Below are 26469 nucleotides of genomic sequence, written 5' to 3'. Positions count from 1 at the left end.
TCCAGGCAACCCGTATGGCCGCCGGAAGGGTGGTTCCTGGCACCATTCGTTTTGCGCGAATGACCACCAGGGCCATTGACGTCACCAAGATAGCCAGTCCGATTGCAATCGGGAGAGCGATGATCGCAACCACCCCCTCCACTCCCACTGGTCCTCCCACCGTGACCTCCGTCTCTATCATCGGCCCCGACCGATCTCAATCGAGGCGCATATGGTGCGATAGGGCTCTTGCTGCCCATGCTTCAGACGGAGTATGGGGCCAGCCCCTGACGGAGACCTGACGGGGGAGTGCTTTCCCGCCAGGGGGCTTTGCCTCGTCCCGCACTGGGGCCGAAAGGCCCCAGACTCCAGGCACTTATACCAAGCGGCGCGGGTTCAAACCCCACGCCGCTTTTCTTGCGTTCAAACGCCAGGCGGGCTTTTACGCGCCATAAGGCGCGGCGGCCACTTGGCCGCTTCCAAGGTGCGGTGAGGCAAACTCACCGCACCTTGGTATTATTTTCACAAAAAAAATTGGGGTTGGGGCCATCGCCCAAACAAAAACGGGACGCACCGTGGGGGCGTCCCGTTTTTTTTGCCTGAAGACCGGAGTTTACCCCCGGGGCACGGATCCGTTGCCTCGCAGGATCATATGACGGTGGATCGAGCGATAACGGTTCAGATAGGTCGGAAGGATGGGCTCACAAGCCTGGGCCTCGATCCCCAGGTCTGCCAAACCGGGCTGGACGCCGGAGACAACATTGTCCGTTTCCATCATCGCCACCTGGTCACTGGTCAGCATGGGTTTGGGCAGCAGGCCCATCAGGGCACCCTGAATCTTAGCGACCACGAAAGGCAGGGGGACCACAGGCATCTTGTGCTGGGTCTCACCCACGACCAATTCCATGACTTCCTTCATGGAGTAGATCTTCGGGCCGCCCAATTCGTAGGTCTTCCCTTTTGCTGCGGGCATCTCGAGCATCCGGAGCATGGCTTCGGCCACGTCGCCCACATAGACCGGCTGGAACTTGGGGCCTCCGGTGCCGCCCAGGTCCAGGGCGAAGCTGCCATCTTCCCGCTTGACCAGCTTAAAGCCGTCCCGGGTGAAATAGGGCAGGGCCGGAACAAAGCGGGTCAGGCCAGCGAACAGGTTGAAGAAGCCGTCGTCGGGGCCGAAGACCACGCTGGGCCGCAGGATGGTGGCGCTTGGGAAAGCAGCCTTCACCGCGGCTTCGCCTTTGGCCTTGCTCTGTCCGTATTTGGAAGAACTCTTCTCGTCGGCACCCAGGGCAGACATGTGGATGAGGGTCTTGACCCCGGCTGCCGCAGAGGCCTTCGCCACATTGGCTGCTCCGTCCACATGGATGGCCTGGAAGGTCCGTCGGCCGCTTTCTGCCAGGATTCCCACCAGGTTGACCACCATGTCAGCGCCCTCTACGGCGCGTTTGACCGACTCCATATTGGTGACCGACGCGGAGGTGGGGGCGATCTGCCCCAACTGTCCCAGGGGCTTCAAGAACAGGGCTCCCTCTGTGTCGCGTACGGCGACGCGCACCCGGGCGCCCTTGTCGGCCAAGAGGGCCACGAGCTGCCTGCCGATGGAGCCGGAGCCCCCGAATACCGTGACGACGCGGCCTTGCATCCTCGTCCCCTCCCCTAATCGGTCATCGATGAAAAACGAATAAGCCCCCTCCGGCCCAGAGGGCATAAAGGGTTGTTCGGAACCTGCCACAGGAAGGGGGCAAACGCAACGCGTATGGGCGATGGGAAGGGAGGATGAGAGCGGTTTAAGCGCGTGTTTTCGTGGGAAGGGTAAATTTTTTTTGGCTTCCTCCCTTTTTCACTTTACAGCGACCGACCAGAGCAGTAATTACTCGCTCCCTGCCGAGCAACGCAGCCTAAGCCCAGGTGGCGGAATTGGTAGACGCGCAGGTTTCAGGTACCTGTGGCCGAAAGGTCGTGGAAGTTCGAGTCTTCTCCTGGGCACCAATTCTCGAATTGGTTTTGTTCCGACGCAGTCGACAGCCGGATCCTGAGGGATCCGGCTTCGTCGTTTCTGGGGTTTGGGTCCGGTCCGCAGGAATTTGATAGGCACGCTCGAATTTCCCTTTACAGGGTCGGGTCGGCCCTTTACTTAGTCGCTCCCTGCCGAGTAACGCAGCCTAAGCCCAGGTGGCGGAATTGGTAGACGCGCAGGTTTCAGGTACCTGTGGCCGAAAGGTCGTGGAAGTTCGAGTCTTCTCCTGGGCACCAATCCCAATTACAGTTTATCTTCCAGTCGCCGCCCGTCGGCCCCTCACGGGGCTGACGGTGGTGATATATGTGCTTTTCTGTTTCACTCGTTGTTTCGTCCCCTCCATGACCCCTCAGGAAGCCGTCCATGACCGCCGCGCCGAAAATTGAATACCATCGGGGCGATCTGCCCCCGGGTTTGTCCTTTCCCGACGGAATCGCCATCGATACGGAAACCATGGGATTGCGGGTGCATCGGGACCGGCTCTGTGTCGCCCAGCTGTCCGGTGGTGATGGTGTGGCCCATGTGGTTCATCTGAATAGAGATCTGAACGCGCCGAATCTGAAGGCTTTACTGGCAGACAACACCATTCCAAAGATCATGCATTATGGTCGTTTCGATATCGCGTCACTTTATCATTGGCTGGGGGTGCTGTGCGAGCCGGTCTATTGCACGAAGATTGCCAGCAAGCTTTGCCGGACCAGCACGGACAGCCATGGGCTGAAATCCCTGTGCAAGGATCTGCTGGGTGTCGATATCTCCAAGCAGCAGCAAACCAGTGATTGGGGTGCCGAAACCTTAAGTCCGGAACAATTGACTTACGCCGCCAGTGACGTTCTTCATCTCCATGCCCTGCGGGACCGGCTGAATGGTCTATTGGAGCGGGAAGGGAGGCTGGAGTTGGCTCAGGAGTGTTTCCGCTTCCTGCCCACAAGGGCGCGTCTGGACCTGTTGGATTTCGGAGGGGATCTGGCCCCGGATCTGTTCAGCCACTGATGCATCGGTCCAAGCAAAGGCTTTGCCCCGAGCTTGGATCATTGATGCAGAAAGACGAAGCCATCATTTCGGGATTTGGCCTTCGATCAACGGACCGTGTTTCTGGCACCGCCTGAATGCGCTCTTTCGGCTGCCCTATCCGAATTGGTTGTCTTGCTTCGCAGGGGTGCTTCGGGCTAAACCTCTCGGAGTATATCCCGTTCATGAATCATGCCATGATCACGACACGGGATCGGGTCAGAATGCCGGGCTTGACCAAGGTCTGACCTTTCGGCTTTTTGGTGTCGCGCCCCAACAGCAGTACCCGTGCGGACCCGGTGGTCCGGGGAAGCGGGGATCCGAGCCGGTTTCGGTTTCGGAAGAGATCGAGGAAGGCTTGCGTTCGTCCATGAACACCACCTACACCGTCAAAGACAGCGGATCTCCTCAACAGCCCACAACCGCTGACGCGTCTTCGATCGGGTCGGGGTCCGCAATCCTTACCGCGCGCCGCGTCTTGGAGACGGAGGCAGCGGCCCTGCGGGACCTGTCTGAAAGCCTGGACGGTGCCTTCAGCGCTGCGGTGGACCTGTTGGCTGACCGGCCTGGCAAGGTCATCGTGTCTGGCATGGGGAAAAGTGGGCATGTGGCAAAAAAAATCGCCGCGACCTTGGCATCAACGGGATCGTCGGCCTTTTTCGTTCATCCTGCCGAGGCCAGTCACGGCGACCTTGGCATGATTGGCCGAGGTGATGCGGTGATCGCCCTATCCAATTCTGGAGAGACACCCGAACTGGCTGATTTGGTGGCTTATACCCGCCGTTTCGGCTTGGCGCTGGTATCTATCACAGGGCGGGCGCCCAGCACTCTGTCCGATGCTGCGGACGTGTCTCTTGTTTTGCCGACCCTGGAAGAGGCCTGTCCCCATGGTCTCGCCCCGACCACGTCGACCACGGCGATGATGGCTCTGGGGGATGCCTTGGCCGTGACCCTCTTGGAGCGCCGGGGATTCACCGCCAGTGATTTTCGGGTGTTTCATCCCGGCGGTCAATTGGGCCGCAAGTTGTTGAAGGTTTCTGACCTTATGCGCGCTGCGGGCGATTTGCCTTTGGTCACCGGTGCCGAGCCCATGTCGGAGGTCATCCTGACCATGAGTGCCAAAAGCCTTGGTTGTGCCGGTGTTATCGATGGGCAGGGACGCCTGCGGGGGATCATTACCGATGGCGATCTTCGTCGGCATATGAAGAACGGTCTTCTGTCCCTGACGGCGGGTGCGGTCATGACACCGGCACCGAAGACTATATCCGCCGGTGTCCTGGCTGTTGAGGGGCTGCGTTTGATGAACCAGAGCAGTATCACAGGCTTGTTCGCCCTGGACGGCGAAGGTCGTCCGGCGGGATTCCTCCATCTTCACGATTGCTTGCGCGCGGGGCTTGCATGACGGGCGGATCTACTCCTCCCCCCAGTGGATCCTCGTTCCGGCCGTTGGTGGTGACGAGGGGGCTGCCCAAGGTAAGGGGGGCGTCCGGTCTGCCGAGCCTGAGTATGGAGCAGGGGCAACGGCGGGCGGAGGCTGTCCGGAGCTACAGTCGATTTGTTGTCGGTATGAAGCTGCTCTTGCCAAGTTTGGCGGCTGTTTTGCTTGGGGCCGTGCTCGCGTGGCCGAATCTCACGGAGCGGACGGAGAGCCTCTCGGTGGAATTCATGACCCTGGACCGGGGTCAGGCGGATTTGGGAAGTGTGATCAACCCGCGCTATATCGGTGTCGATGACGACAATCAGCCCTTTACGGTGACAGCGGATATTGCCACGGAAATGGGCGATGGGACGGACCGTATGAAGCTGACCAATCCCAAGGGTGATATTGTCCAAAGTACAGGCCGTTGGATGTCCGTGACCAGCGATCTTGGCTATCTCACCGATGGAAATCAGCGGGTGGAGCTGGAACACGACGTGATGCTCTACCGCGATGATGGCTTTCAGTTCGAGACAGCCCGAGCCTTCATCCTCATGGACAACGATCACGCCTTTGGCGAGGAGCCGGTCAAGGGACAAGGGGATGGCATGGAAATCACCTCCTTATCCGGATTTGATGTCACGGAAGGGGGCGATGTGATTGTTTTCCGGGGTAAGTCCCACTTGGTTTTGCATGATGCCAAATCTGCGGGCCTCTCAATGGGCGGCGGCTCGGATGCCGCCGAAGAAGGGGGCACGAAGTGAGAAGAGTTGGACTGCCAGGGAGAAATAACCCTATGATAAAAAGGGAAACTGGCCTGGGCCAGGGACGGCTCGGTCGAGGTGTCTGGGGTATCGGCGTTCTCCTGCTGGCGAGTGTGGTGGGCCTCGCGGGATCGGCGATGGGCCAGACGGCCGGTGGCGAGCCGCTTGAAGTCTTCGCCGATGATGGCATCGAATGGCGACGGGATGAGGGGCTGTATATTGCGAACGGCAATGCCGCAGCCATCCAGGGGACCAGTGAGGTCTACGCTGACAGATTGATCGCTCGTTACCGCCCGACGGAAAGCGACGACGGGACCTCTTCGGGGTCTGATGTTTATCGCATGGAAGCTCTGGGTCACGTGCGCATCCTGATGCCCGATCAGACCATCACGGGCGACAAGGCGGTGCGGGACATGGAGCGGCATGTCATGTGGCTGACCGGGGACAACCTGCGCATGGAGACGACCACGGATATTGTGACCGCTCGGGATAGCTTGGAATACTGGGAGGCGCGGGATCTGGCGGTGGCCCGGGGCAATGCCGTGTCCACTCAGAAAGAATCCGGTCAGACCATTTCAGCAGATATTCTGACAGCCTATTTCAAGGACGAGACCGAGGATCCCCCCGTGCCGAACGCATCGTCGTCGTCCAAGAAGGGGGGAGCTGGGGTGAGTATGGCTGCTCCAGGTGGAGGGCAATCCCGGGTTAAGGTCATGACGGCGGTCGGAAACGTGGTGGTCGTGACCAACGAAGATGTGATCCGCGGCGATGAGGCCACTTATGACCCTGCCACGGGAGAGGCGACGATTTTGGGGGATGTGACCATAACCACGGCAGACCAGCAGATGAGCGGCAACCGGGCGACGGTCAACATGCGGACCGGGGTCAGTCGCCTGTTCAGCGATGGCAAAGGACGGACCCGTGCTTTGTTCAACTCCTCCGAGGGAATTGGCAGTGGATCCAGTGGGCTACTGGGTGGTGGGACGCAGGAGAAGAAACAATGAGTATGTCGGGAACCAAGCGGTCCGCGAAGAGCGGTAAGGGGGGGGGGCTTGCCCGGCTGTTTGGTTTGTCCAAGGGAGAGGGGGCCAAGGGCAAACGGTCCGTTGAACGGGGGCTTGGATCGGGCAATGTCCCCGCATTGACCTCTTCGGACGAGGTTTATTCCGACAGCCGCGATTCAGAGGTTCGGGCGCACCGGAGCACCGCCATCCTTCCGTCCACTCAGCTTGGAAGTCACCGGCCCAGCCGGTCCGAATTGGACAACATGGGGTTGGTGGCCCTGGGGATCGGCAAGCGGTTCAAGCGGCGTCAGGTCCTGCGAGATGTGTCCGTCTCCGTTCAGCGGGGTGAGGCGGTGGGCCTTCTGGGACCGAATGGAGCGGGCAAAACCACCTGCTTCTACTGTGTTACTGGCTTGATCAATCCCGATGCCGGGGCCATCTATCTGGACGGGCGCGAGGTTACGGGGTTGCCGATGTACCAACGTGCCCGCTTGGGAATTGGCTACTTGCCCCAGGAAATGTCCATTTTTCGCGGCTTGACCGTGGAAGAGAATGTGCGTGGTGTTTTGGAGGTGGTTGAATCCAACGCCGAGGTTCGTGCCCAGGAGTTGGACGATCTGCTCAATGAGTTTTCCATCTCCCACCTCCGCCACAGCTCCGCCCTCTCCCTTTCCGGTGGTGAGCGACGCCGGGCGGAAATCGCTCGGGCCCTGGCCTCTCGGCCGGGCTTTATCCTCCTTGATGAACCCCTGGCGGGCATTGACCCCATCGCCGTTGGTGAAATTCGCGATCTGGTCGCCCATTTGAAAGACAGAGGCTTGGGGGTCCTGATCACGGATCACAACGTTCGGGAAACCCTGGAGATCGTCGACCGTGCCTATATTCTTCACGAAGGAACGGTCATGATGGAGGGACGTCCCTCTGAGATCGTCTCCCATGAAGGGGTCCGACGGGTCTACCTGGGGGAAAAGTTTAGTCTGTGACGGGACCTAACCCATGGTAATGGCTCCCCGCCTGGATCTCAGGCAAACCCAATCGTTGGTGATGACGCCGCAATTGCAGCAGGCGATTAAGCTGTTGCAATTGTCGAACCTGGAATTGTCAGCCTTCGTCGAGCAGGAGATGGAGCGCAATCCCCTATTGGAGAGGGATGAGCGGCCCGAGGTCCCACGGGAAAAGGACCGACGGGAGGAGCGCGCCGACAGCGGCGATACTCAGGTGATGGATGCTCGGGCCGATGGGGCTTCGGATGCACCCATGGATCAAGACTTCAACACCGCAGCCGATGACAGTGGCCCCGCAGATGCTTGGGGCGGCGATGACGGTGCCGGATTCGAGGCGGGGTCCCAGTGGGGGTCGGGAGGTGGCGGGTCCTTTGAGGATCGGGAAGGGGGGCTGGAAGGCACCCTGGTCCAGGGGCTGTCCCTGCGCGATCACCTGACCGATCAGATCAATGTGGATATTCCGGACCAGGTCGGGCGGGTGATCGCCCAATACCTGATGGGTCTGTTGGATGATGCCGGTTATCTGTCCGGAACCCTGGAAGAGGCTGCGGACGCTCTGGGCTGTCCTGTGGAGCAGGTGGCCGAGGTCCTGACCCGATTGCAGTCCATGGACCCCCCTGGGCTTTTTGCCCGATCCCTCAAGGAGTGCCTGGCCCTGCAGTTGGCCGATCGGAATCGCCTGGATCCGGCGATGCAGGCCCTGCTGGACAATCTGGAGCTTCTTGCCAAACGGGATATGGCCGCCTTGCTGAAAGTTTGCGGTGTCGATGGCGAAGACCTATCGGAGATGATCGGCGAAATCCGCGCCCTAGACCCCAAGCCGGCCTTGCGCTTCGACGTCGGCACGTCCCAACCCGTGGTCCCTGATGTGCTCATGCGACCTGACCCCCAAGGAGGGTGGATCGTTGAGTTGAACGGCGAGACCCTGCCTCGGGTATTGGTCAATAATCGATACATGGCCCGCCTGAGCAAAACCGGGGACAAACAGACCAAGGCCTTCGTTTCTGAAAGTCTGGCGACGGCCAATTGGTTGGTAAAATCCCTGGATCAACGGGCCAATACCATCCTGAAAGTGGCTGCGGAAATGGTGCGACGGCAGGACGCATTTTTCGTCCACGGCGTCTCCCATTTGCGCCCCCTCATCCTACGGGACATCGCAGAAGCCATTGAGATGCACGAAAGCACGGTTAGTCGGGTGACCAGTAACAAATACATCTCCACTCCCCGGGGGCTTTATGAACTGAAGTATTTCTTCACCCAGGCCATTGCGGGTTCCGGTGGGGCAGAGAGTCATTCTGCGGAATCCGTCCGTCACCGGATCAAGGTTCTGATCGATGAAGAACCCCCGGAGAAGGTGCTCTCCGATGATCGCATCGTCGAAATCCTGAAGTCGGAGGGGGTAGATATTGCCCGTCGGACGGTGGCGAAATATCGGGAAGGGATGAAGATTCCCTCCTCGGTGCGGCGTCGGCGAGAGAAGACCGCACAACTATCGTAAAAACGAAGGGGGGGAAACCGTGGAATGTGAGGGCAATGCTCCCATATAGAACAAGGTTTGCTGCCTTGACAGGGACGAATCATGGGCCTACTGTCCGCCTCCGCTGAAAATGCTGGCGCCCTCCGGAGACATCGGTGGGTGAAGGCCAGACCGGAGAGTCCCCAAGAAGGGGGAAATCCCAATCCGGGGCGGATGGGCCGTACCGCGAAGGCGCGGATTTAGAAACAAAGTTGAACGGAACCGAAACGCTTAGCATCGGTGCCGTTTTATGGAAACATGAGGACGTTGGGCCAGAACGCGCCGCCGTCGTTAAGTTCGCCGTTAGCCCATGAAGATCACTTAAATAAGGGGCCGGAATGGAAATCACCGACCTGATTACGCCTGAATGTATCGTGCCTACCCTAAGGGTTGGCAGTAAGAAGCAGGTGCTACAGGAATTGGCCAAGGTTGCTGCGGAAGTGACCAGCCAGAGCGAGCGGGCCGTGTTCGACGTGTTGTTGGAGCGAGAACGCCTGGGAACCACTGGTGTCGGCAACGGCATCGCCATTCCCCATGGAAAGCTTTCAGCCTTAACTGGCTTGAAAGGCGTTTTCGCGCGTCTGGAAGAACCGGTGGATTTCGACTCCATCGACGATCAGCCGGTCGATCTGATTTTTTTGCTCTTGGCCCCGGAATCAGCGGGTGCCGACCATTTGAAGGCCTTGGCCAGGGTGTCGCGTTTGCTGCGTGACCGCGGGATCTGCGAAAAGCTGCGCGGAACCAGCAATGCCGAGGCTCTGTACACCATCCTTTGCCAAGCTCAGGCCTCACAGGCGGCTTAGAGTGAAACTGGATCAGTTTGACTTAACCGATCCAGCTTGACTCTTGATCTCAGACGGACAGAGGCTTTCATCTGCGGAATGGGGACCATTTCGTCAGGTCAAGGGTGGTCCGATGCGTCGCCTGATCCCCTGGGGAGTCTCGCCGGACTCCCGTAGGGAGGCGAGTGTTGTGGCCCGATCGCGTTTGGCCAGCCGCTTCCCACTGTCATTCACCAAAAGCCGATGGTGTCGGTAGGATGGCGTTGGCAGGTGCAAGAGGGCTTGGAGCAAGCGGTGAACATGGGTTGCCTCCCTTAAATCCTCTCCACGGACCACTAAGGTGATCCCCTGGGATGCGTCGTCGATTGTCACCGCCAGATGGTAGCTTGTGGGACAGTCTTTGCGGGCCAGGACCACGTCGCCGAATGTTTCGGGCCGGGCCTGGATGTCTGTTTCTTTTCCATCATCGTCAAGGCAGGTCCAAGTGAGTGGACCTGCCCTTTTCACAGCTTTTGCCATGTCCAAGCGCAGGCAATGGGGTGGGCTCGTCGCCAGGCGCGTGGCGCGATCCTTTTGTGTCAAGGTCCGGCAAGTACCTGGATACAGGGGGCCATCCGGTCCCTGAGGGGCGCTGGGGCTGCGTGCGATCTCCTCCTGAATGTCTTTTCGGGTGCAGAAACAGGGGTAAAGCAGCCCTTCGTCGGTGAGGTGGTCCAAGTGTTTCCGGTAGAGCGCCATGCGCTCCGACTGGCGGAGCACCGGTCCATCCCAGCTCAGACCAAGCCACCGCAGGTCTTCCAGGATTCCCGTGACGAATTCGGGGCGGCAGCGGCCTCCGTCTATGTCCTCCAGGCGCAGGAGAAAGCGGCCACCCAATGCCCTGGCTGTGTCGTGGGACAGAATGGCGGAAAAGGCATGGCCGAGGTGCAGGCCTCCGGTTGGACTCGGTGCGAAACGTGTGATGGGAGGAGCGCCCGGCCAGTGGAGCGTCTTATTGTGGAGATTCATTGTGCTTCCGTGGTGGTGTGGACCTGCGTTTCTGGGGTACCGTCCCTGGAGCGAATTTAAGGCGCTGAATTGGAGCATCGAGCGGAAAAGTGGGCACCGGTTTTCCGGTCTACTCGATGCTCAACTTATTGAATCTAGATCAAAGTGTTATTCAGGAGCTTTTGCCACTCCTTTGGCCCCTCCTACCTGCTCGCACTGGAATCGGCCTGTCATAAGTCCCTAAACTCGATACGGGTTTCAACCTTCCTTGGGTGGAATACGATGTCTTTTCTCGGCAACCTGCGCATTCGAACCAAGTTGGCTTTGTTGCTAGCCCTTTTCGCTTTGGGTTTGGGCGCGACTTTGGCGATCAACGCCCATCGGACCTGGAACAACATGTACGCCGATCGGGTCGAAAAGCTGAAGGCGGCGGTCGACATGGCTATAAGTTATGCTGAAGCCTTGGAAAAGAAGGTTCAAGGGGGCGTGTTGACCCGGGACCAGGCCATGGATGATCTGCACAACGTTGTCCATACCATGCGCTTTGACCAGGGAATGGGCTTTATCACCGTCTTACGGATTGATGGCTTGGTGCTATCCCATGGGGCGCGGCCCGATCGAGAAGGCAAGCCCGCCCCGGCGAAGGACGCGGAAGGACGGCCCCTCAAAAGCTTGATCGCCGAGGTTTTGAAGGCCGGAGATACGGGCACGATCTGGTTTAATGGCACCCGGCCTGGACAAAAGGAGATGCAGCCAAAAGTCTCTTATATCGCGCGCTTTGCCCCGCTCGATGCCGTGTTTATGACCGGGGCTTTTATCGATGATCTGGACGAGGACTTTGGGCGTCAGACAACGGAAATTGTCCTGATGGGGATGGTGGTCTTTGCCGTGGTCCTTCTTGTGGCTTGGTTGATCAACCGGGACATCACCGGCCCCCTTGGCCGACTCGGTAGCGTCATGGAGGGGGTCGCCGACGGACAGGTGGATATGCAGATCCCAGATGCGGATCGTAAGGACGAGGTGGGGCGCATGGCCCGGGCCCTGGCGGTATTCAAGGACAATGCCCGGGAAGTGGCACAGCTGAAAGCGGAAGGGGAAGAAGCAGCCGCGCATGTGGAAGAAGAAAAGCGCGAGGCCCGAAACCAGCTTGCGGACGCCTTCAAAGCCACCGTCGGGGGAATCGTTGACACCCTGACCGATGCGAGTCGGAAGATGGAAAGGGCGGTGAAGGCCATGACGACCCTGGCCCACCGCACCAACGAGCAAGCTATTGTCGTGGCTTCGGCTTCGGACGAGGCATCGACCAATGTCCAGTCCATGGCCAGTGCGGCGGAAGAACTATCGGCGTCGGTCAGCGCGATCCGCAGTCAGGTTGCGTCCTCTGCGGAGATTGCGGGGAAGGCCGTCGCGGAATCCCAACATACAAATGAGATGGTTGGGGAAATGGCTGCGGCGGCCGAGAAAATTGGACGGGTGGTGGAATTGATCAACGACATCGCCTCTCAAACCAGTCTGCTTGCGCTGAACGCCACCATTGAGGCCGCCCGGGCGGGCGAAGCGGGTAAGGGCTTCGCCGTGGTCGCCAACGAGGTTAAGACGCTCTCCCACCAGACCGCGAAGGCCACGGAGGAAATCTCCAGCCAGATTTCCTCCATGCAGACGGTAACAGATGGCGCGGTGGGTGCGATCCGGTCCATCGGCTCGACCATTGAGGAGTTGGAAGGAATCGCTTCATCCATCAGCGCTGCGGTCGAGGAGCAGGGCGTGGCGACGCAGGGGATTGCCCAGAATGCCCAGCAGGCAGCGGATGGATCGTCCGAAGTGTCCCGGAATATTGCCGGGGTCACGACAACCGTCGAGGATACCAACCAAGCGCTGAACGATGTCCTGGCGGTCGCTGCCGATTTGTCCCGACAAGTGGAAATCCTGCATCAGGAAGTCGATGATTTTCTATCCCGGGTGCGCCACTCCTGATCGGACGCCCTTTGTTCTGTGACAGAAAGATTCAGAACCCGTGTCCCCGGATCTTGGCTAATACCAAGCGGTGCGGGTTGAAAAACCCACGCCGCTTTTCTTGCGTTCAAACGCCAGGAGGGCTTTTACGCGCCATAAGGCGCGGCGGCCACTTGGCCGCTTCCAAAGTGCGGTGAGGCAAACTCACCGCACCTTGGTATTATACGGCTCTATTTGTTTTGAGATGTGGGCATCTTGTTCGATGGACCACTGATTCAAAGAAGAACTGACTCAATCAAGATATGTGAAGGAATGGGGGCGTTCCTAATAAGAGCGAATTGCCAGCTTCATGTTCCAAACAAAGCGCAACCATAGGAAGCTTATCTTGGGTTGGAATGTGCTGCAGGTTGTTTGTGGATATGCAGCCATAAAAGTAAGAAAAAATCGAGTATAATATTGTGTTTTTGGTTTTAACTTGATAGTCAACAATATTTTTGTTGCGGTAAAATGGTGTGTTTGATATCCCCCTTTTGGGGGCGTACTTTAGATAAAGGAATTCTCGTGAACTTTCTTGCCAATTTTCCTATTAAGATAAAATTGATCCTCCTTATGTCTTTCGTCGCTTTTGGTTTGAGTGTCACGCTTACAATCGACGGAATGCGCGCTTGGGACAATAAGCACGCTGATCGGATTGCGAAGCTCAAGGCCGTCGTTGATATGACGACCAGCTATGCTGGAGTCCTTGAGGAGCGGGTCAAGAAAGGGGATCTGGAACGGGACGAAGCCTTCGCTCGTTTGAAAGACATGATTCACGGCGCGCGATTTGATGATGGACTGGGATACATTTCGGTTATTCAGGCGGATGGTTTGATGCTGATTATCGGCTCGCGGCCGGACCGAGAGGGAAAGGTCGCAGAGGCGAAAGATGCCGAAGGACGGCCTCTCACCGAGCTGATCGCGAATCTCATCAAGACTGGGAAAAGTGGCACACTTTGGTTTAAAGGAATCAGGCCCGGTCAGACAGAGATGCAGTCCAAGATGACCTACGTCTCCTATTTCGAGCCCCTGAACGCCGTTTTTATGACGGGGGCATTTACCGATGATTTGAATCGGGAACTCAGAGATCAAACCATCCAGCTTATCCTGGTCGGGGTCGGTATTTTCCTGGTTATTTTGGTGGTGGCTTTCCTGATCAACCGGGACATTACCGGGCCTTTGGGCCGCTTGAATCTGGCGATGAAGGACTTGGCGAATGGTCACCTGGATCGTCAGATCACGGACATGAACCGCCGGGATGAAGTGGGGCAAATGGCGGCCACCTTGAGCGTCTTCAAGGAGAACGCCCAGGACGTGGCACGTCTGACGGCGGAGAGCGCCGGCCTTGCAGAGCAGGCGGAGCGGGACAAGCGGATGGCGCAGAGGCAACTCGCGGATGGGTTTCAGGCCTCGGTCGGTCGCATTGTTGAGTCCTTAAGTGTGTCGTCGGACACCATGAAGGCAAAGATGACGACGATGACGGGGATGGCCCGTCGGACCAACGAACAGGCCATTGCCGTCGCGGCAGCATCCGATGAAGCCTCTGCCAACGTTCAAGCCATGGCGAGCGCGGCCGAGGAGTTGTCCGCTTCGGTCAATGAAATCCGCAGCCAAGTCTCTACCTCGTCGGATACGGCGGGTAAGGCTGTTGAGGAGTCGGACCGGACAAATGTATTGGTGGCGGATCTGTCGACGGCGGCTCAGAAAATCGGAGATGTCGTCGAATTGATCAATGATATCGCCACACAGACCAGTTTGCTGGCGCTGAATGCGACCATTGAGGCCGCCCGGGCAGGGGATGCGGGGAAGGGCTTCGCCGTGGTTGCCAACGAAGTGAAGACACTGTCGAATCAGACGGCAAGGGCGACGGAGGAAATCGCCAGCCAAATTGCCGCCATGCAGTCGGCGACAGGGGACGCGGTAGGGGCGATCCGGTCCATTGGTTCGACCATTGGGGAGCTGGAAGGCATCGCATCGACCATCAGCTCTTCGGTTGACCAACAGGGCGCAGCCACACAAGGCATCGCCCAGAATGCCCAGCAGGCAGCGGACAGATCATCTGCTGTGTCCCAGAATATTGCAGGGGTCACGACAACCGTCGAGGAGACGAACCAAGCGGCCACCGATGTCCTGGAGGTTGCTGCGGATCTGTCCCGGCAGGTCGTTGCCCTGCGTCAGGAAATCGATCAATTCTTATCCCAAGTGCATCAGTCCTGATCGACCAGTCGACGGCTTGTTCTGTGACTCCGCTTTCTCGGAGTTCGCAACAAATGTCAGAGCCCAACCCAAGAGTGATGCCGTGAAATCAAAGGTTTCCGTCATGTCCGTGAAAACGGGTATTCAGGGTTGATTTCGGTGTCGGTGCTTAAACACACTGGCGTCGCGGAATTTGCCTCCGTAGCCTGTTCCCACCCTGGGTCCCGCCTGCGCGGGTTGAAACCCACGCCGCTATAAATGGGAGCCTGGGGTCTGGGGCCTTTCGGCCCCAGCCTCGCCAAAGAGGGGGGGGACGGGGCCAAGCCCCGTGACGGGAAAACGCCACCTGTCGTGTACCGTGTCTCAGAGCTTTCGAGCATTTCGCGATACCATATTTACGCGGACTCGTCGCCTATGCCGTGACACTGGGATTCAGGCACTGCATTCCGGGGCCTGTGATTTTTGTAGTGATATGGTTTGCTTAACGCTTTTTACCGAAGTGTCATATTCCCTTTGACAGAAACCGCTTACAAGTTACCATTCAGAAACGCCGATCGACCATCTTGTGACGAGGGGAAGGTGCGGTGCGGATTACGGCGAATACTTGTCCGGCTTTGGTACTGAACGCTGACTTCCAGCCGCTCAGTTACTTCCCTCTGTCTCTATGGTCCTGGCATGAGACCGTCAAGGCGGTCTTCATGGACCGGGTCAACGTGGTGAGCGAGTATGACCAAGTGGTCCGCTCTCCCAGCCTGACTTTTAAACTCCCCAGCGTTATTGCTCTGAAGGAATACGTTCCCTCCTCGCGGCGGGTGGCGTTCACGCGGTTCAATGTGTTCTTGCGAGATGGCTTTTCCTGCCAATACTGCGGGGTCCAGAAGAACACCCATGATTTGACCTTCGACCATGTGGTGCCCCGGTCCCAAGGGGGGCTCACCACTTGGGAAAACGTGGTGACGGCGTGCAGTCCTTGCAACATGCGCAAGGCCAACCGAACGCCGAGGGAAGCGAGTATGCCCCTCCTCTTCCCCGCCCGGGAGCCCAGTGCTCACCGTCTCAGGGATGAAGGCCGCTCCTTCCCGCCAGGCTATCTGCACGAAAGCTGGCGGGATTTTCTTTATTGGGACGTGGAGTTGGAGCCGTTTTAGGGGGCTTCTGTCGGATCCGACCGGGCAAGGGCAGCCAGCTCTTGAAGCGCTGGGGACAAGCGGTCCAGGGGTGGAGCGGCCAAGGCAAGGCGGACCGCGTTGGGGGCATGACCCGGGGCGACGGCGAAGGCCGAAGCTGGAGTGATGGCGATGCCCCGTTGTCGCGCTGCCTGAGCGTAGGGGTCAGCCCGCCAGGGTTCCGGCAAATCCAGGATGACATGATAGCTGGCGGGATTCGAGCGGAGGGGAAGGCCTCTCAGAAGGCGGGTTGCTGTGGTCTGCCGGACCCGGGCGTCGGCGCGTTTGGACCGTGCCAACTCTTCCACGGTGCCGTCGGAAAGCCAGCGCGTCGAGAGCGCCAAGGCAAACCCGGAGGCCGTCCAGGCCCCCGCAACCAGGGCCTTGCCCACTTGGGACCGGAGACCTTCGGGGACCCAGAGCATGCCCAAGGTCAGTCCCGGAGCGATGCGTTTGGACAGGCTATCCACCACCACGACATGGTTTGGGACCCAAGCAGCGAGGGGCGGCGGAGCCTCCGGCTCCAGGAAGGCATAGACCCGATCCTCGATGGCAGTGGGATATCCCGGGCGGGCGAGAAACGCCGCGATGTCCGTGCGCCGTTGGACAGACATGGTCAGACCTAAGGGATTGTGCAGTGTGGGCTGTAGATAGAGGGCGTGAAGGGGGGCCTCCTTGACGGCCTGTTCGATGGCATCGGGGCGGAGGCCTTCGGCGTCCGTCTCCAGGGGAACAGGCGTCAGACCCAAATGTCGAGCTGTGGCCAGGGCGACCGGATAGGTCAGGGTGTCGAATCCAATGCGCCCTCCCCGGGGAACCAGAGCGGAAAATGCTGCCGCCAAGGCTTGACGGCCATTCCCGGCGAACAGTAGGGAGGTTGGGGAGGGGCGCCAGTTGGCGTCCGTCAGGGCGGTGGTCGTTGCAATGCGCGCCGCGTGGGTGCCGTCGGCCAATGTGGCCCGGAGCGCCTCCCCAAGCACATCTCCCCGTGACGAGAAAAGACCTAAAGCAGGGGCGAGACGTCGGTGCTGATCCGGCAGAACGGGGTAGTTCGTTTCCATGTCGACGGGAGAGTCGGGTGGTTCGGCCAAGGCGGGGTGGGGGCTTGGCATGCTGGCCCGAACATAGGTCCCTCGCCCTACTTCACCACTGACAAGGCCGCGACGGACCAACTCTGTGTAGACCCGGCCGGCGGTGGAGGCCGCGATTCCCTGCTCGTGGGCGAAGGTCCGTTGGGGAGGCAATCGATCCCCCGGGCGGAGGTGGCCCGCCTCAATGTCCGCCGCAATCCGGGCCGCAATCTTGCGAAAGTCGTCCATGCTATATTGCACCGAGGTTAATGTTTCAATTGCACCGATAATGTCGCCGGATCAATCTGTGCCCACCAGTGAAAACAGCGCATCCACAGTACGCGACAGGGGGAGTTTTCCCGTCACGGGGTTTTGCCTCGTCCCCCCCTCATTGGCGAGGCTGGGGCCGAAAGGCCCCAGACCCCAAGCCCAAAAAAGACGAGATACTGTCGTGTACCGTGCCGCGCATCATGAAAGGGCGACCATGCAAATTGCGATCCTCACGTTTGATGGCTTCAACGAATTGGATTCCTTCGTCGCGTCCGCCATCTTGAATCGGATGCGGAGCAAGGGCTGGAAGGCATCGATTACGTGTCCAACAGCCCAGGTGACATCGATGAACGGCGTAACGATTCAGGCGGAACAGTCGCTGGATTTCGCTGCAAGCGCGGACGCCGTTCTGATCGGAAGCGGTATGAAAACCCGAGAGGTCGTGCGGGATCGCTCGGTGCTGGATCAAATTCGTTTGGATCCGATGCGGCAATTGATTGGCGCGCAATGTTCCGGCGCCTTGCTCTTGGCCAAATTGGGGTGGATCGGGGAGGGTCCGGTTTGCACGGACCTGACGACGAAACCTTGGGCGATTGAGGCGGGAGTTCGGGTGTTGGAGAAGCCGTTTCATGCCGAAGGCCATATCGCCACGGCAGGAGGATGTCTGGCGTCCCAATATCTGGCCGCTTGGGTCCTGGCGAAATTGGGGTCCGAGGACGACGCCCGGGCGGCGATTCACTATGTGGCACCGGTTGGCGAGAAAGAGTCCTATGTGGCCCGCGCGATGGAAGTCGTTCTTGGAGGGGGGCTCCCCGCGTTTAGAACCGGGGTCCGGTGTTAAACGGGTGGTGTCCCATTTTCCCAAAGCGCGGCACCCGCGAGATAGAGCGAGCCGCAAATCAGCACCCGGGCGGGGCCATCACGACCGGCCAAGTCTTTCAGGGCGCGGGTCACGCTGCTGGCGGTGCGGACCTCCTTGAAGCCCGCCTGCCGGGCAAGATCGGCCAGCACATGGGCTGGCAGGCCCGCGCCGGTCTGGCCGGAGGCCACGGGGACGGCAATGAACGTGCGGGTCAGGCTCGCCAGGGGTTTGAGAAAACCCAACGTGTCCTTGGTGTCCAACATGCCGCAGACGAGATCCAGGGGGCCTGTTCCATGGGTCTCGCCGGGAGAACTGGTGGCCAGGGTGCTGGCCAGGGCATGGGCGGCATGGGGATTATGGCCACCGTCCAGCCAAAGGGAGAAATCGCCGGGCAGACGGTCCGCCAGAGCTCCCGTCGTCAAGCGTTGCAGGCGGGCCGGCCAATCCACGGTGGTCATCGCCTTGGTGCGGGCTGCCCAGTCCACGGTCAGACCCGTCGCCGTCTCCAGGGCATCCAGGGCGGCGAAGGCAAGGGCCGCATTGGCCTTTTGGTGTTCCCCCATCAGGCGGGGCTCAGGCAGGACGTGGGTCATGCCATAGCGCCATCCCGATGCCGTGTCGGTCCATTGCCAGGACTGCTCACCCAGGGAGAGGGGCGCCCCGATTTCGTCGGAATGGGCAGAAATGACCGCGAGCGCTTCCGGTTTTTGGGGGGCGACCACGGCGGTGACGCCGGGTTTCATGATGCCGGCCTTCTCCGCCGCGATGGCCGCCAGGCTGGAGCCCAAATATCCCTGGTGGTCCAGGTCGACGGGCGTGATCACGGTCACCGCCGGGCTCTCGATCACATTGGTGGCGTCCAGACGGCCCCCCAGGCCAACCTCCAAGAGCAACACATTGGCCGGTGAGCGGGAGAAGGCCAGAAAGGCAGCGGCGGTGGTGACCTCGAAATACGTGATGGGGGCCTCCCCATTGGCGGCTTCAACCTCCTCCAGCAGAGCGGCTAAGGCCTCTTCCGAGATGAGCTTGCCTGATAGGCGGATTCGTTCGTTGAAGCGGACCAGATGGGGGCTGGTATAGGCATGGACCCTTAACCCCGCAGCCTCCAGTGCGGCCCGCAGGAAAGCGACGGTCGAGCCCTTGCCGTTGGTCCCGGCGACATGGATCACCGGGGGAAGAGCGCGCTCTGGATGGCCCAGAGCGGCGAGGAGCCGTTCGACCCGCCCCAAGGACAGGTCAATGACTTTGGGGTGTAATGTCATTAACCGGGCGAGAACGGCATCTGAAGGGCCCATGATCGCCTCACCAATTTATGGAGTGGAACGCAATGCGAGTGCTCCCGTCCAGAGTCACTCGGATCCTGCACCTCTATTCTGCAGGTTTTGTTCTGTCTGAAGAACCGTCGTCCACGACCTCGAAGTCCCCGTCCTGGACAATTTTTCTGTCGACCGGTTTCTCTTTCTGGGTCGGTTTGGCCGTCACAGGAGCCTTGTCCGATGGCAGGGGAATGACGTCGCCCGCAGCCTGTCTATGGGTCAGCATGGCCAGGATCTTGCCCAAGGTGTCTTTCAGTTCCGTGCGCGAAACGACCATGTCAACCATGCCATGGTCCAACAGGTATTCGGCGCGTTGGAAGCCTTCTGGCAGGGTTTCGCGGATGGTCGCCTCGATCACCCGGGCCCCGGCGAAGCCGATCACCGCACCGGGTTCGGCAATGGCGACGTCGCCCAGCATGGCGAAGGAGGCCGTGACCCCTCCCGTTGTCGGGTCGGTAAGCAGGACGATATAGGGAAGTCCCGCTTCCTTGACCTTGTCCACAGCCACCGTGGTCCGGGCCATCTGCATCAGGGACAGAATGCCTTCCTGCATACGGGCGCCACCAGATGCGGGGATGGCGATCAGGGGCGCTTTCTGCAGGATGGCCAATTCGGCTGCGGCAACCAAACCCTCGCCCACGGCCATGCCCATGGAGCCGCCCATGAAGTCGAAATCGAAGGCTGCGATCACCACGTTCTGACCCTGCAGCTTGCCATGGGTGACCAGGATGGCGTCCTTTTCCCCGGTCTTGGCCTGGGCGTCCTTCAGGCGGTCACCGTAGCGCTTCAGGTCCTTGAAGCGCAGGGGATCATGGGCGGGTTTGGGCAGCTCGATGGCCGTATAGGCTCCGCCATCAAACAGCAGCTTTAAGCGCTGTTTCACCGGCAGACGCATGTGGTGGCCGCAATGGGTGCACACCTGTAGCGCCTTCTCCAGCTCCTTATGGAAGATCATATGGCCGCAGGATGGGCACTTCCGCCAGAGATTCTCGGGAACCTCCTTGGGGCCAACCAGACTGCGGATCTTGGGGCGGACGAAGCTTGTCAGCCAGTTCATGGGAGCATGCTCTTTTCAATGGCGCGATGGGCGCAGTGTAAAGACTTCTGGTGCGATGCGAAAGTGTCGGAGGGACAGAACGGGAGTTACGCGGTTTTGCGGATGGCCTGGGCCAGACTTCCGACAAACCCCAGAACATCCCCCCCCTCTTCGATCTTGCGGACAATGGCCGAGCCCACGACAGCCGCGTCGCCGATTCGAGACATGGTTGCGGCCTGTTCGGGTGTGGAGACACCGAAGCCCACGGCCACAGGCAGATCCGTATGGGCGCGGATCCGGGTCACGGCTGCGGCGACGGCATCCTCGGCGGCGGCTGCGGTTCCGGTGATGCCGGTGATCGAGACGTAATAGACAAAGCCACCGGCCTTCTCCAGCACCCGGGGCAGACGGGCGTCGTCGGAGGTGGGGGTGGTCAGCATGATCAGATGCAGACCCTGGGCGCGCAGCTGGGGCAGCAGTTCCTCGGCTTCTTCCGGTGGCAGATCGACGATGATCAGGCCATCGGCCCCCGCCTCTGCCGCATCCCGGGCGAAGGCCTCGCCGCCATGGATATAGATGGGGTTGTAGTAGCCCATCAGGACGACGGGGGTTTCGTTGTCGGTCTCGCGGAAGGCCCGCAGGGTGTCGAGCGTGCCCTTGAGGGTCATGCCCTGACCCAAGGCCCGGAGCGCCGCCGCCTGGATGGCCGGGCCGTCGGCCATGGGATCGGAAAAGGGCATGCCCAGTTCGATCACGTCGGCTCCGGCCGCAGGCAGACCCTTGAGGATGTCCAGCGCCTTTTCCGGGGTCGGGTCTCCGGCCATGGTGTAGGTGACCAGACCGCCGCGCCCTTCTGCCTTCAGAGCAGCGAAACGGCGGGTCAGGCGATCCGTTTGGGGCGTGGTGGTGCTCATGACAGGTCTTCCCCCTTGGATTGGCCAATGGCCTGGGCAATGGTGTTGACGTCCTTGTCGCCCCGTCCCGAGAGGTTGATCACCATCAGGTGATCCTTGGGCAGGTTGGGGGCAATTTTCATGGCGTGGGCGATGGCATGGCTGCTTTCCAGGGCCGGAATGATCCCCTCCAGCCGAGTCGTCTCCTGGAAAGCCTCAACCGCTTCCGCATCCGTAATGGGGACATAGTCAACACGACCCGTATCCTTGAGCCAGGAATGTTCCGGCCCCACGCCGGGATAGTCCAACCCGGCGGAGATGGAATGGGCTTCGGTGATCTGGCCGTCCTGGTCTTGCAGAAGGTAGGTCCGGTTGCCGTGGAGCACGCCGGGCTTGCCACCGGTCATGGAGGCCGCATGCTTGCCGTGTAGACCCTCGCCTGCGGCCTCCACGCCGATGATCCGGACATCGGGGTCATCCAGGAAGGGGTGGAACAGGCCAATGGCGTTGGATCCGCCGCCGATGCAGGCCACCAAGCTGTCGGGCAGGCGCCCCTCGGCGGCCAGGATTTGCTCGCGGACTTCCTCGCCGATGACCTTTTGCAGGTCGCGGACCATGGCCGGATAGGGGTGGGGACCCGCAGCGGTGCCGATCAGGTAATAGGTGCTGTCGACATTGGCCACCCAGTCGCGGAGCGCATCATTCATGGCATCCTTCAGGGTGCCCGTGCCACTGGTCACCGGCTTGACCTCGGCGCCCAACAGCTTCATGCGGAAGACGTTGGGGGCTTGGCGCTCGATGTCGGTGGCGCCCATGTAGATCACGCAATCCAGACCAAAGAGGGCACAGACCGTGGCCGTGGCCACGCCATGTTGACCCGCCCCGGTTTCGGCGATGATGCGCTTTTTGCCCATGCGTTGGGCCAGCAGGATCTGGCCCATGCAGTTGTTGATCTTGTGCGCGCCGGTGTGGTTCAGGTCCTCGCGCTTGAAATAGATCTTGGCTCCGCCCAGTTTTTCGGTGAGGCGGCTGGCGAAGTAAAGGGGGCTGGGCCGACCCACGAAGGTCGAGAGATAGCCGTTCAATGTGGTGTGAAAGGCCGGATCGTTCCGCGCAGCGTCCCAGGCCGTCTCCAGTTCCAGGATCAGGGGCATTAATGTTTCTGCTACATAACGACCTCCGTGGATGCCGAAATGGCCTTGGTCGTCCGGTCCGGAGCGATAGGTGTTCAGGGGCGCGTTCATCGGAAGAGTCCTTAACCTGGGGCCTTGGATACGCGAAAGGGAGCATGGAAATTGGGCGGTGGTTATAGCCCGGTATAGGGTCGGGAGCAAAGAACCCTTGGTCCATGCTGTCTCTGTCATACGGGCGGGGGGAGGCGTTAGATCCCCAGACCGGTCTCGAATTCCTCGCGGACGATGCTGCGTCCGGGGTCCAGCAGGCTGGCCTTGTGCACGCCGTCACTGATCCGGGAGACCTTGAGCCAACCTTTGGTCCGGCATTCGTCCAAGGTGCGCCAGAGGATGGAATGCTTGGCAATGTTGAGGACGGCGATGTCCCCGGACATGGCAATCAATTCCAACAAAAGACGCTGCTGTGGCAGGACGGTGGAGGTCATTGGTTTTCTCAAGTTCTGGCTGGCTGAACAGGACGACTGGGTTTTCCCGGAAGATCCTATTTCATATGTTCCATCAAGCGGGGCATTAATTCGACAAAGTTACAGGGTCGGTAGCGGCTGTCCAGTTGCCAAACGAGAATGTCGTCCCAGCCGTCTTTGCAGGCTCCGGTGGATCCGGGCAGGGCAAACAGGTAGGTGCCCCGGGCCACACCTGCCGTGGCCCGGGATTGGATGGTCGATGTTCCGATCTTGGCGAAGGACAGTTGGCGGAACAACTCGCCGAATCCGGGGATTTCCTTTTCGTAGACTCCCTTGAAGGCCTCTGGCGTCACGTCCCGGCCGGTCACGCCGGTGCCGCCGGTGGAAATCACCACATCCACCTTGGGGTCATCGATCCACCGTTCCAGGGTGGCGCGGATGGCCGCTACATCGTCCTTGACGATGGTCCGGTCGGCCAATTCGTGTCCGGCCTTCTCCAGGCGCTCGACCAGGGTGGCCCCGCTTTTGTCGGAGTCCAGGTCCCGGGTGTCGGAGACGGTCAGGATGGCGATGCGCACGGGAAGGAAGGGTTTGGACTCGTCGATACCGGCCATGGGGTGTTCCTCAGGAAGGGATGGTCGCGACCTTAGGGCATGACGGTCGCAGACACTTGTTGGCTCTCCATATAGCGGGGCCAATCCCCGGCGGCAACGGCATCCAGGGTCGGGGTGGGTTTCTTCATGCGCGCCCGATAGGCCCAATAGTTGGAGAGGACCTTCTCGATGAAGATACGGCTTTCCCGGCTAGAGATGCTTTCGATAAACATCAGGGGGTCGCCCATGAAGCGGTTCTCCCGGATCCACCCCTGGAGGCGCCCGGGACCGCTGTTATAGGCCACAGCCAGGAAAAACAGGTTTCCCTGGATCTGGCCACTGGTCAGCAGCTCGTCCAGATAGCGCTGTCCCAGGGATAGGCTGACCTCTGGTTTGTACAGGAGTGTGCCCCCCTTCAGCGAGCGGCCCCCGGCCACATGGGCTGCCGTCGCGGGCATCAACTGCATCAAGCCTTTCGCGCCTGCGCCACTGGTGGCCTTGGGGTTGAAACCACTTTCCTGGCGCGCGAAGGCATGGACCAAGGCCGGGTCGACGCGCCACCCGTCTGTCGGGCGCCAGGGTGCCAGGGGATAGCGGGCAACATCGCCGGAGGAACTGTCCAGGCCGCTGATGCGCAGAGCCATCTGGGGAAGCCCCTTGGCCGCAGCGACGGCGACGATATGGCGGCGCAGCTCCGGTCCGGCGCTGGGGTAAAGGCCGCGCAATTCCTCTTCGGCGTCTGCCATGCGCCCCACCTGTATCAGGGCCAGGGCTCTGGCGCCCGCAGCGGTGGTGGCGAGCTTTTTATAGGCTCTGGGGGAGGCCTCGGCGTTTTTGAAGTCGAAGGGGAGGGGGCGGCCCAGGGCACGAAGGGCGACCATGCCATAGAATGAGCGGGGCACGGCGGCCGCCCGCTCCAGCAGGGCCGTGGATTTCTCCGGCTCGCGGTTCCGCAGGTGGGCGCGGGCAGCCCAATAGGCGCCCCCGGCACGCAGCCAGCTTGACGCTTTGGGCGCCCGGGCCACGGCTTCCAGGAAGGGGGCTGCCTGGGCATAGTCGCCCGCCCGGAAATGGGCCAATCCCGCCGCCCAATTGGCCAGGGGGACCCGGTCGCCGGAGCGTTTGGCGGCCTCTTCCGCCCATTGGATGGCCCAATCATCCCGGCCATCGACGAAATAGGCGTAGGCCAATCCGGCCTTCATGCGGTCGGCATCGATGGGGTCCAGGGCTTTGGTTCCCTTCGCGTCCACGAGTTCCTTGATGACCAGAGTGTGGCCCCGGTTCAGGGCACGGAGAAATTTTCGCCAATGTTTGGTCGCCGCAACCTTGCCCGAACGGGAGTAGCTCCCCTCCAGGCGCCACCCCGTACCGCCGGTTCCCCCATTGCCGATTCCAGAGAGGAAATCCTCCTCCGGCTCCACCAGCGGGGCAGAGGTCCGGCGGCTCGCCAGCTTATGGATGCGATCGGCGCCGGGATGGTCCGCATAGGCTTCCAGCCAGGCTTTCAGCTCGGCCCCCGTGGCCCGATAGGCGGTGGGGTGCATCAGGCGTTGAAAGGTGACGTGGCCCATCAGGATGGGATTGGAGACCTGGGCGATCAATCGGTCGGCGGCTTTCCAGTTGCCCTTTTCCTGGACATCGAAGATTTGGGAATAGAGCGTCTGGTCCTTGGGGGTGAGGACCTCTCCCGCAGTTTGAAGGCTCTCCGCTTTGGAAAGGGAGGGAAGGCAGAGCGGAAACGCGATATTCAAAAGGAGGAGGACCCAGACTATTCGCTTCCACATCCACCCCATGGTCCCTGCTCCTTCCGGTCACTGTTCTCGTTGATCGAAGAAGCAGGTTATATCCGTCCGGGTGGCAGGTGTCAGCCCGAACTATCGGCCCGAACTATCGGCCCGAACTATCGGCCCGAACTATCGGTTGGTGTCGTTTGGTGGGCAAGGGGGGAGGTATGATTGGGCGCCTCAAAGCTGTCCAGTCGGGCGCGCAGGGTCCTCATGTCCTTCCAGGCCAAGCGTTTTTGGGCAGGGGTGCGGAGCAGATAGGCCGGGTGGAAGGTGGCCAGAACGGGCACCGGGCGGGAGAGACCCGGCGTGGCGTAGTCCTTCCATTGGCCCCGCAGCCGGGTGATTCCCTCGGTCCGGGCAAGCAGCGACTGGGCGGCGAGTCCGCCCACCGCCAGGATGACCCGGGGACGGACCAGCTCCACATGTCGCTCCAGGAAGGGCAGGCAGAGGGCCACCTCGTCGCCGGTCGGCTTGCGGTTCCCTGGGGGACGCCAGGGAACCACGTTGGTGATATAGGTCAGGCGTCGGTCCAGGCCGATGGAGGCCAGCATGGCGTCCAGCAGCTTGCCGGAGACACCAACGAAGGGCAGGCCCAGGCGGTCCTCGTCGGCGCCTGGGGCCTCGCCGATGACCATCACGCCGAAATCGGGCTTGCCGTCGGCGAAGACCGTATTGGTCGCGGTTCGGCGGAGGGCGCAGGCATGGAAGCTGTCCAGGGTCGCGCGCAGGGCTTCCAGGCTGGTCGCTTCCGAGGCCATATGGGCGGCGGCGCGCAGGGTTTCCACTTGGCTGGCCGGGCTGTCGTCATCCTCTCCCACCCCGGGACTGCGGTCCATGGGAGTGTGGCCAGTGGAAGGATGGCCCGCAAATCCTGTGGAGCGTCCCCTGGACTCAGAACCGCCGCCACGAGGAGCGGGTGGGGCCGCAGCCCGGTTCCGCTCCCCGTCCCGTTGGGCGCGCTCCCGGGCCTCGGTGGTCAGGGCGTAGCGATCCAGGGGGTATTCGCCGATACCCACGTCCACACCCGCGTCCAGGTACCACCGCAGCAGAATGGCGGCGGCGTCTTGTTCGGATGGGGCGGTGGTGATGGGTGGATCGGTGGCCATAATTCGGGCAAGGTATCACTCTGGGAAGCGAGGCCCAGGCATTTTTTTCACAGGGCTCGGCTTTGTGGTATCAAGGGCTCGAGCCCGCCCGGGTGGGGAGAGCACGG

Annotated in this window: 22 protein-coding genes and 2 tRNA genes; 13 read left to right on the top strand and 11 right to left on the bottom strand. The window is 60.6% G+C overall.

All coding sequences use genetic code 11. The features are described 5' to 3' along the window. Positions 1-592: 592 nt before the first annotated feature. On the bottom strand, positions 593-1621 hold the full coding sequence (locus ACLIRY_RS05600) for a complex I NDUFA9 subunit family protein (RefSeq protein WP_413204373.1): 1029 nt from the start codon (positions 1619-1621) through the stop codon (positions 593-595). A gap of 260 nt (positions 1622-1881) precedes the next feature. Between ACLIRY_RS05600 and ACLIRY_RS05595 the strand changes: the two genes are divergently transcribed. From ACLIRY_RS05595 to ptsN, 9 genes are all read left to right on the top strand, one after another. Further along, positions 1882-1968, top strand: a tRNA-Leu gene (locus tag ACLIRY_RS05595). A gap of 177 nt (positions 1969-2145) precedes the next feature. Then, positions 2146-2232: transfer RNA gene (locus ACLIRY_RS05590), tRNA-Leu, on the top strand. Between the two features lie 127 nt (positions 2233-2359). Further along, entirely contained in the window at positions 2360-2989 is a 630-nt protein-coding gene (locus ACLIRY_RS05585) for a ribonuclease D (protein ID WP_413204372.1), read from the top strand. A 388-nt stretch (positions 2990-3377) separates the two neighbouring features. Then, positions 3378-4409, top strand: coding sequence for a KpsF/GutQ family sugar-phosphate isomerase (locus ACLIRY_RS05580; RefSeq protein ID WP_413204371.1), 1032 nt, complete (start codon positions 3378-3380; stop codon positions 4407-4409). A gap of 50 nt (positions 4410-4459) precedes the next feature. After that, entirely contained in the window at positions 4460-5188 is a 729-nt protein-coding gene (gene lptC / locus ACLIRY_RS05575; protein WP_413204370.1) for an LPS export ABC transporter periplasmic protein LptC, read from the top strand. A gap of 32 nt (positions 5189-5220) precedes the next feature. Next, positions 5221-6192 carry an LptA/OstA family protein gene (locus tag ACLIRY_RS05570; protein ID WP_413204369.1) on the top strand — a complete coding sequence of 324 codons (972 nt, stop codon included), beginning with the start codon at positions 5221-5223 and terminating at the stop codon, positions 6190-6192. Between the two features lie 263 nt (positions 6193-6455). Next, positions 6456-7175: an LPS export ABC transporter ATP-binding protein gene (gene lptB, locus ACLIRY_RS05565; RefSeq protein ID WP_413204777.1), complete on the top strand. Its 720-nt coding sequence runs from the start codon at positions 6456-6458 to the stop codon at positions 7173-7175. Between the two features lie 13 nt (positions 7176-7188). Further along, positions 7189-8694, top strand: coding sequence for an RNA polymerase factor sigma-54 (gene rpoN, locus ACLIRY_RS05560; RefSeq protein ID WP_413204368.1), 1506 nt, complete (start codon positions 7189-7191; stop codon positions 8692-8694). A gap of 356 nt (positions 8695-9050) precedes the next feature. Further along, the gene (ptsN, locus tag ACLIRY_RS05555; protein WP_413204367.1) at positions 9051-9515 is read left to right on the top strand and encodes a PTS IIA-like nitrogen regulatory protein PtsN; all 465 of its coding nucleotides are present in this window, start codon (positions 9051-9053) and stop codon (positions 9513-9515) included. Positions 9516-9608: 93 nt separating this feature from the next. Here ptsN and gluQRS read toward each other — a convergent pair whose 3' ends face one another. Next, a complete protein-coding gene (gene gluQRS / locus ACLIRY_RS05550; protein WP_413204366.1) occupies positions 9609-10502 on the bottom strand; it encodes a tRNA glutamyl-Q(34) synthetase GluQRS in 894 nt (297 codons plus the stop codon). A 261-nt stretch (positions 10503-10763) separates the two neighbouring features. On the opposite strand from gluQRS, the gene ACLIRY_RS05545 reads away from it, so the two are divergent. The 3 genes from ACLIRY_RS05545 to ACLIRY_RS05535 all read left to right on the top strand — a co-directional run bounded on the left by ACLIRY_RS05545 (position 10764) and on the right by ACLIRY_RS05535 (position 15814). Then, entirely contained in the window at positions 10764-12455 is a 1692-nt protein-coding gene (locus ACLIRY_RS05545) for a methyl-accepting chemotaxis protein (RefSeq protein ID WP_413204365.1), read from the top strand. 588 nt (positions 12456-13043) lie between these two features. Continuing rightward, a complete protein-coding gene (locus ACLIRY_RS05540) occupies positions 13044-14687 on the top strand; it encodes a methyl-accepting chemotaxis protein (RefSeq protein WP_413204364.1) in 1644 nt (547 codons plus the stop codon). A 563-nt stretch (positions 14688-15250) separates the two neighbouring features. Then, on the top strand, positions 15251-15814 hold the full coding sequence (locus ACLIRY_RS05535; protein ID WP_413204363.1) for an HNH endonuclease: 564 nt from the start codon (positions 15251-15253) through the stop codon (positions 15812-15814). On the opposite strand, the gene ACLIRY_RS05530 is transcribed toward ACLIRY_RS05535, so the two are convergent. After that, positions 15811-17151, bottom strand: coding sequence for a PLP-dependent aminotransferase family protein (locus ACLIRY_RS05530; protein ID WP_413204362.1), 1341 nt, complete (start codon positions 17149-17151; stop codon positions 15811-15813). The genes ACLIRY_RS05535 and ACLIRY_RS05530 overlap by 4 nt on opposite strands. 235 nt (positions 17152-17386) lie before the next feature. On the opposite strand from ACLIRY_RS05530, the gene ACLIRY_RS05525 reads away from it, so the two are divergent. Then, the gene (locus ACLIRY_RS05525) at positions 17387-18013 is read left to right on the top strand and encodes a DJ-1/PfpI family protein (protein ID WP_413204361.1); all 627 of its coding nucleotides are present in this window, start codon (positions 17387-17389) and stop codon (positions 18011-18013) included. On the opposite strand, the gene ACLIRY_RS05520 is transcribed toward ACLIRY_RS05525, so the two are convergent. From ACLIRY_RS05520 to ACLIRY_RS05485, 8 genes are all read right to left on the bottom strand, one after another. Then, positions 18010-19329, bottom strand: a complete 1320-nt coding sequence (locus ACLIRY_RS05520) for a bifunctional folylpolyglutamate synthase/dihydrofolate synthase (protein ID WP_413204360.1) — start codon at positions 19327-19329, stop codon at positions 18010-18012. The genes ACLIRY_RS05525 and ACLIRY_RS05520 overlap by 4 nt on opposite strands. A gap of 73 nt (positions 19330-19402) precedes the next feature. Next, a complete protein-coding gene (gene accD, locus ACLIRY_RS05515; protein ID WP_413204359.1) occupies positions 19403-20407 on the bottom strand; it encodes an acetyl-CoA carboxylase, carboxyltransferase subunit beta in 1005 nt (334 codons plus the stop codon). A gap of 86 nt (positions 20408-20493) precedes the next feature. Next, a complete protein-coding gene (gene trpA, locus ACLIRY_RS05510) occupies positions 20494-21300 on the bottom strand; it encodes a tryptophan synthase subunit alpha (protein WP_413204358.1) in 807 nt (268 codons plus the stop codon). After that, entirely contained in the window at positions 21297-22523 is a 1227-nt protein-coding gene (trpB, locus tag ACLIRY_RS05505) for a tryptophan synthase subunit beta (protein ID WP_413204357.1), read from the bottom strand. Before trpB ends, trpA begins: the two co-directional genes overlap by 4 nt. A gap of 137 nt (positions 22524-22660) precedes the next feature. Next, positions 22661-22897, bottom strand: coding sequence for a hypothetical protein (locus tag ACLIRY_RS05500; RefSeq protein ID WP_413204356.1), 237 nt, complete (start codon positions 22895-22897; stop codon positions 22661-22663). A gap of 56 nt (positions 22898-22953) precedes the next feature. Beyond that, positions 22954-23490, bottom strand: a complete 537-nt coding sequence (moaB, locus tag ACLIRY_RS05495) for a molybdenum cofactor biosynthesis protein B (RefSeq protein WP_413204355.1) — start codon at positions 23488-23490, stop codon at positions 22954-22956. Between the two features lie 32 nt (positions 23491-23522). Continuing rightward, positions 23523-25253, bottom strand: a complete 1731-nt coding sequence (locus ACLIRY_RS05490; protein ID WP_413204354.1) for a transglycosylase SLT domain-containing protein — start codon at positions 25251-25253, stop codon at positions 23523-23525. A 116-nt stretch (positions 25254-25369) separates the two neighbouring features. Next, a complete protein-coding gene (locus ACLIRY_RS05485) occupies positions 25370-26362 on the bottom strand; it encodes a uracil-DNA glycosylase (protein ID WP_413204353.1) in 993 nt (330 codons plus the stop codon). Positions 26363-26469 lie beyond the last annotated feature (107 nt).

Origin of the sequence: Rhodospirillum sp. A1_3_36, assembly GCF_047263945.1 — a bacterium.
Taxonomy (GTDB): Bacteria; Pseudomonadota; Alphaproteobacteria; order Rhodospirillales; family Rhodospirillaceae; genus Rhodospirillum.
The sequence above is the reverse complement of the archived record's forward strand: the minus strand, read 5'-3'. Positions and strand labels throughout refer to the sequence as shown.

Bases quoted from the DNA above. Each gene is read 5' to 3' on its own strand.
- gluQRS (WP_413204366.1), bottom strand. From the start codon at position 10,502: ATGAATCTCCACAATAAGACGCTCCACTGGCCGGGCGCTCCTCCCATC.
- ACLIRY_RS05500 (WP_413204356.1), bottom strand. From the start codon at position 22,897: ATGACCTCCACCGTCCTGCCACAGCAGCGTCTTTTGTTGGAATTGATT.
- ACLIRY_RS05525 (WP_413204361.1), top strand. From the start codon at position 17,387: ATGCAAATTGCGATCCTCACGTTTGATGGCTTCAACGAATTGGATTCC.
- ACLIRY_RS05485 (WP_413204353.1), bottom strand. From the start codon at position 26,362: ATGGCCACCGATCCACCCATCACCACCGCCCCATCCGAACAAGACGCC.
- ACLIRY_RS05530 (WP_413204362.1), bottom strand. From the start codon at position 17,151: ATGGACGACTTTCGCAAGATTGCGGCCCGGATTGCGGCGGACATTGAG.
- trpB (WP_413204357.1), bottom strand. From the start codon at position 22,523: ATGAACGCGCCCCTGAACACCTATCGCTCCGGACCGGACGACCAAGGC.
- ACLIRY_RS05580 (WP_413204371.1), top strand. From the start codon at position 3,378: ATGAACACCACCTACACCGTCAAAGACAGCGGATCTCCTCAACAGCCC.
- ACLIRY_RS05600 (WP_413204373.1), bottom strand. From the start codon at position 1,621: ATGCAAGGCCGCGTCGTCACGGTATTCGGGGGCTCCGGCTCCATCGGC.
- ACLIRY_RS05540 (WP_413204364.1), top strand. From the start codon at position 13,044: ATGTCTTTCGTCGCTTTTGGTTTGAGTGTCACGCTTACAATCGACGGA.
- ACLIRY_RS05490 (WP_413204354.1), bottom strand. From the start codon at position 25,253: ATGTGGAAGCGAATAGTCTGGGTCCTCCTCCTTTTGAATATCGCGTTT.
- ptsN (WP_413204367.1), top strand. From the start codon at position 9,051: ATGGAAATCACCGACCTGATTACGCCTGAATGTATCGTGCCTACCCTA.
- ACLIRY_RS05520 (WP_413204360.1), bottom strand. From the start codon at position 19,329: ATGGGCCCTTCAGATGCCGTTCTCGCCCGGTTAATGACATTACACCCC.
- ACLIRY_RS05545 (WP_413204365.1), top strand. From the start codon at position 10,764: ATGTCTTTTCTCGGCAACCTGCGCATTCGAACCAAGTTGGCTTTGTTG.
- moaB (WP_413204355.1), bottom strand. From the start codon at position 23,490: ATGGCCGGTATCGACGAGTCCAAACCCTTCCTTCCCGTGCGCATCGCC.
- accD (WP_413204359.1), bottom strand. From the start codon at position 20,407: ATGAACTGGCTGACAAGCTTCGTCCGCCCCAAGATCCGCAGTCTGGTT.
- lptB (WP_413204777.1), top strand. From the start codon at position 6,456: ATGGGGTTGGTGGCCCTGGGGATCGGCAAGCGGTTCAAGCGGCGTCAG.
- ACLIRY_RS05570 (WP_413204369.1), top strand. From the start codon at position 5,221: ATGATAAAAAGGGAAACTGGCCTGGGCCAGGGACGGCTCGGTCGAGGT.
- trpA (WP_413204358.1), bottom strand. From the start codon at position 21,300: ATGAGCACCACCACGCCCCAAACGGATCGCCTGACCCGCCGTTTCGCT.
- rpoN (WP_413204368.1), top strand. From the start codon at position 7,189: ATGGTAATGGCTCCCCGCCTGGATCTCAGGCAAACCCAATCGTTGGTG.
- ACLIRY_RS05585 (WP_413204372.1), top strand. From the start codon at position 2,360: ATGACCGCCGCGCCGAAAATTGAATACCATCGGGGCGATCTGCCCCCG.